General features: G+C 73.9%; 4 protein-coding genes. All 4 read left to right on the forward strand.

All coding sequences use genetic code 11. The features are described 5' to 3' along the window. Window positions 1-134: 134 nt before the first annotated feature. Genes VB737_RS15445 through VB737_RS15460 form a run of 4 tightly spaced genes read left to right on the forward strand, consistent with a single transcriptional unit; the run spans window position 135 to window position 3,584 of the window. Window positions 135-776: a hypothetical protein gene (locus tag VB737_RS15445; protein WP_500314262.1), complete on the forward strand. Its 642-nt coding sequence runs from the start codon at window positions 135-137 to the stop codon at window positions 774-776. Then, the gene (gene larC, locus VB737_RS15450; RefSeq protein ID WP_500314264.1) at window positions 773-2,005 is read left to right on the forward strand and encodes a nickel pincer cofactor biosynthesis protein LarC; all 1,233 of its coding nucleotides are present in this window, start codon (window positions 773-775) and stop codon (window positions 2,003-2,005) included. Before VB737_RS15445 ends, larC begins: the two co-directional genes overlap by 4 nt. Next, window positions 2,002-3,084, forward strand: coding sequence for a lysylphosphatidylglycerol synthase domain-containing protein (locus VB737_RS15455; protein ID WP_500314265.1), 1,083 nt, complete (start codon window positions 2,002-2,004; stop codon window positions 3,082-3,084). The genes larC and VB737_RS15455 overlap by 4 nt, the downstream gene beginning before the upstream one ends. Window positions 3,085-3,116: 32 nt before the next feature. Beyond that, window positions 3,117-3,584: a Fur family transcriptional regulator gene (locus VB737_RS15460; RefSeq protein ID WP_500314266.1), complete on the forward strand. Its 468-nt coding sequence runs from the start codon at window positions 3,117-3,119 to the stop codon at window positions 3,582-3,584. Window positions 3,585-3,931 lie beyond the last annotated feature (347 nt).

Below are 3,931 nucleotides of genomic sequence, written 5' to 3' on the forward strand. Positions count from 1 at the left end.
TTTTCAAGCAGAAGACGGAATAAGAGCTACCCTAGCGTCGCGTGGGCTCGGAGAGGTGTATAAGGGAAAGGACAACGGCGGCCCGGCCAAACCCAAGGGCCACGGCCGGGCCGTGACCCGCCAGGGCCGCTGAGATGACCAGCGGTGCCTTCACGGCCGGTGTCGTGGTGCTGCTGCTCAGCCTTGCCGCCGTGGTCGGCCCGCTTGTCGGACTCTCCCCCTGGTGGGTCACCCTGCTGGTGGCCCTGGGCCTGGGTTCCCTCACGGTCGATGCAGCCCGCTTCGGCGGTCGGGGCGGCCACCTGCTGGCCGAAGCCCTGCCCGGCGGCCAGGGGCGCCTGCGCCGCATCGCCGTGCACGAGGCCGGCCATGCCCTGGCGGCGGACAGCGATGGCCTGGTGGTGCGGCGGGTGCTGGTGGGCAGCCTGGCCTGTCTGCAGGCCGGCGTCGACAGCGGCGGCTGCACCGAATTCGCCCTGCCCGAGAGCGTGAGGCTCTCCGCCGAGGACCTGCGCCGCTGGAGCCGGGTGCTGCAGGCCGGCATGGTGGCCGAGACCCTGGTCTACGGCGACAGCGTCGGCGGCGATGACGATCGGGCGCTGCTGGGCCGCCTCTGGGGCCTCTCGGGCTTCGACGTCGAGATGGCCCGGATCGAGCAGCGCCGGGCCCGCCGGGAGGTGGAGCAGGCCCTGCGGGCCCGCCGCGCCGAGATCGAGGCCGAGGCTGAGCGGCTGCTGGCGGCGGCTCCCCGCATCGGACGCCGGCCCCCTCCATGACCCTGGCGCTGCTGGATTGCCCCACCGGCCTGGCCGGCAACATGCTGCTGGCGGCCCTTCTGGACCTTGGCCTCCCCCCGGAGGTGATCGCGGCGCCCCTGGCCGTCCTGGGTCTGGAGGGCCGCTACCGACTGCGGATCGAGGAGCGGCGCAGCGCCGGCCTGCGGGGGCTGCATCTGGCCGTGGAGGCCCTGGAGCCCCAGCCGCACCATCGCCCCTGGGGGGCGTTGCGCCGGCTGCTCCAGGACGCCCCCCTGGAGCCGGCGCTGCAGCAGAAGGTGCTGGCGGTGTTCGGCCTGCTGGCGGAGGCGGAGGCGGCGGTCCATGGCCACGCCGCCGAGGCCGTGGAGTTCCATGAGGTGGGGGCGATCGATGCCCTGGTGGACATCGTCGGCGTCTGCGCCGGACTGCTCCATCTGGGGGTGGAGCAGCTGGTCTGCGGCGTGCCGCCGGCGGGCCACGGCCGTGTCGTCACCGCCCACGGGGCCCTGCCCCTGCCCGCCCCGGCGGTGCTGGAGATCGCCCGTTCCCGGGGGCTGCCGCTGGCCTCCAGTGAGGGCTTCCCCGCCGGCGAGCTCACCACCCCCACCGGGATGGCCCTGGCGGCCTGCTGGGCCGACCGGTTCGGTCCTTCCCCGGCGGCCCTGCCGCTGCGGGTGGGGGTGGGTCTGGGCAGCCGTCAGCTGGATCGGGCCAACCTGCTCCGCCTCACCCTGGCCCGTCCCCTGGAGGAGGCTGGTGCGGCGGGTCGGGCCGGCGGCAGCGCGGGGGGCGAGGTGCGTGAAGCCCTGCTGCAGCAGCAGGCCCAGATCGACGACGCCACGGCCGAGGACCTGGCCTACCTGGCCGAGGCCCTGCGCCACGAGGGGGCGCTGGAGGTGTTCAGCCAGCCGGTGGCGATGAAGAAGGGCCGCACCGGCACCCTGATGACGGCCCTGATCCCCCCGGAGCTGGCTTCCCGGCTGCGGCAGGTGTGGTGGCGCCACGGCACGACGCTGGGGGTGCGGGAGCAGCTGCAGGACCGCTGGATCCTGCCGCGGCAGAGCGAGACGCTGGCCACCCGGCTGGGGCCGGTGCGGATCAAGTGGGCCACCCTCCCGGACGGCCGCCGGCGGGCCAAGGCGGAGCACGCCGATCTCGTGGAGCTGGCCGCACGCCTGGGACGCTCGATCGAGGAGGTGCGCGACGAGGTGCGCCGGGCCCTGGCCGCCGACGGGGGAGCCCCATGAGCCCCTGGTCCCGCCGCCTCCTGGGCCTGCGTCAGCGCCTGGGGACCGGCCTCGGGGCCCTGCGGCGCCGGCTCCCCGCCCAGCCCAGGCTCCCCGTCCTGCCCGGCGGCCTGCGCCCCTGGATCACCCTGGGCAGCATCGGTTTCGTGATGGCGGCCCTGCTCAGCCATGGCCGCCAGCTGGTGCAGCTGCGGCTCGATGGCCAGGGCTGGCTGTGGCTGGTCCTGGGGGTCGGCCTGAGCCTGCTGAGCCTGCTGGTCAACGGCGTGGCCTGGGGTGTGGTGCTGGGCTGGCTGGGCCTGCGCCCCGACTGGGCCGCGGTGGTGGAACTGCACGTGGCCACCAACCTGCGCAAGTTCCTGCCCGGGGGCATCTGGCACCTGGCCTCACGGGTGCAGCGGCTGCGCAGCGAGGACACCCCCCTCGCCGCCCCGGCCAGCACGACCATGGCGCTGGTGGCGGTGCTGCTCGATCCCCTGGTGGCGGCGGTGGCGGCCCTGGCGCTGGTGCCCCTCGGCGGCTGGCAGGGCGGACTGGGGCTGGTGTGTCTGCTGCCCCTGGCCCTGCTGCTGCCCCGCTGGCTGGATCCCCTGCTGGTGCGGCTGGAGCGCCGCCGGGCGCGGGACCTCGGCCTTGAGCAGGAGCTCAGTCAGGAGCTGCCGCTGGAGCGGTCGCGCCTGCTGCGGGGCTATCCCTGGGCGCCCCTGCTGGCGGAGATGGCGTTCGTGCTGCTGCGCTTCGCCGGTTTCTGCTGCTGCATCCAGGCCTTCGACCTGCCGCTGGCGGGCGATGCCACCGTCTGGCTGGCGGGATTCGCCCTGGCCTGGACCGCCGGCCTGGTGGTGCCAGGGGCGCCCGGGGGCCTGGGGGTGTTCGAGGCGGTGCTGCTGTTGCGGATGGGGGTGGCCCTGCCGGAGGCACCGCTGCTGGCGGTGGCCCTCAGCTACCGCCTGATCGTCACGCTCACCGATCTGCTCGGGGCTGGCCTGGTCAGCCTGGACGGCAGCCTGGCCCGGCGGGCGTCGGCCGGCGCTCCGACGTCGGCCAGCACACCGACCTCCGACACACCTTCTCAATAGGCTTTAGTGTTGCGAGGGTCTGGGATCGCGTGGTGAACACTCCCCCCACCGGTCTGGCCCAGCCCCGCAGCCTGCGCACCACCCTGAACGACCGGGGCCAGCGGCTCACGCCCCAGCGGCAGCGGGTGCTGGATCTGTTTGAGCGGATCGGCGAGGGCAGCCACCTGAGCGCCGAGGAGGTGCACCTGCGCCTGGTGCGCAGCCAGGAGCGGGTGTCGCTGGCCACCGTGTACCGCACCCTGCGGCTGCTGAGTTCGATGGGGCTGCTGCAGGAGCTGGAGCTGCCGGAGGGGGGACGGCGCTTTGAGCTGGCCAGTGACGCCCACCGCGACCATCACCATCTGGTCTGCGTCCGTTGCGGCCGCACCGAGGAGTTCGAGAGCGGTGCCGTGCTGGCCGCGGGAGAAGCGGCGGCCGGGGCCTTCGGCTTCCGGCTGCTGGAGTGCGTCCTCAACGTGCGGGCCCTCTGTCCGGCCTGCGCGGCTGAGGAGCAGGGCTGAGGGGGGCGCCAGGGCCGAGCAGCGGCAGTTGCAGCTGCTGATCGGCCCAGTGGGCCGCCAGGGCCGCCAGCAGGCTGGACCTGTCGCCACGGATGCGGAGCATGGGGGCAGAAGCGATGGGATCGCTCCAGGCTGCTCAGGATCGGCGCGGGAGCCGCCGTTTCGGGCACGGACCGGGGCATCGATGGCGACGGGGGCGGGTGCCCGCCGCCCGGAGCAGTTCGCAACCACCAGCTGCTATTGAGAATCGCTTGCAAAAGTGGCGGTGGATCGCCTAGGTTGAGAGCCATTCGCAATAAGGCCCCCTTCCTTCGCCCGATGCGTTACCGCTTCCTCCCCGACGATCC

The organism is Synechococcus sp. BA-120 BA3, assembly GCF_034931285.1.
In the GTDB taxonomy this organism is placed as follows: domain Bacteria; phylum Cyanobacteriota; class Cyanobacteriia; order PCC-6307; family Cyanobiaceae; genus Cyanobium.

Bases quoted from the DNA above. Each gene is read 5' to 3' on its own strand.
- larC (WP_500314264.1), top strand. From the start codon at position 773: ATGACCCTGGCGCTGCTGGATTGCCCCACCGGCCTGGCCGGCAACATG.
- VB737_RS15455 (WP_500314265.1), top strand. From the start codon at position 2,002: ATGAGCCCCTGGTCCCGCCGCCTCCTGGGCCTGCGTCAGCGCCTGGGG.
- VB737_RS15445 (WP_500314262.1), top strand. From the start codon at position 135: ATGACCAGCGGTGCCTTCACGGCCGGTGTCGTGGTGCTGCTGCTCAGC.